Here is a 249-nt window from a genome sequence, read left to right as displayed (position 1 = left end):
CACGCCGGTCCAGGCTTCGCCCTTCGCGCCCTTGGCGACCTGCTGGTCCCACGACCAGACCGACGGTTCGGATTTCACCAGCCAGTAATTCATCGCGACTCACCCCGTTCCTGAACGTCGATTGCGCCCGAGACGAAAGAGGCGTTCACCGACATCGCCAAATTCTTCGATCGATATCTGAAGCAGTGAGCGTTGCGATCAGGGAGGGATGCCCGCGCTTGTCGCGGGCATCCGGCTGCCTGTAGATTG

Annotated in this window: 1 protein-coding gene; it reads right to left on the bottom strand. The window is 61.0% G+C overall.

The genetic code is table 11. The annotated features are described in order from the left end of the window. Nucleotides 1-93, bottom strand: a 93-nt coding sequence (locus FNJ47_RS47400) for an EVE domain-containing protein (RefSeq protein WP_163163672.1), incomplete at its 3' end; no start/stop codon positions are given. Nucleotides 94-249 lie beyond the last annotated feature (156 nt).

It is taken from the genome of Bradyrhizobium uaiense (assembly GCF_010811875.1).
GTDB classification, from domain to species: Bacteria; Pseudomonadota; Alphaproteobacteria; order Rhizobiales; family Xanthobacteraceae; genus Bradyrhizobium; species Bradyrhizobium uaiense.
The sequence above is the reverse complement of the archived record's forward strand: the minus strand, read 5'-3'. Positions and strand labels throughout refer to the sequence as shown.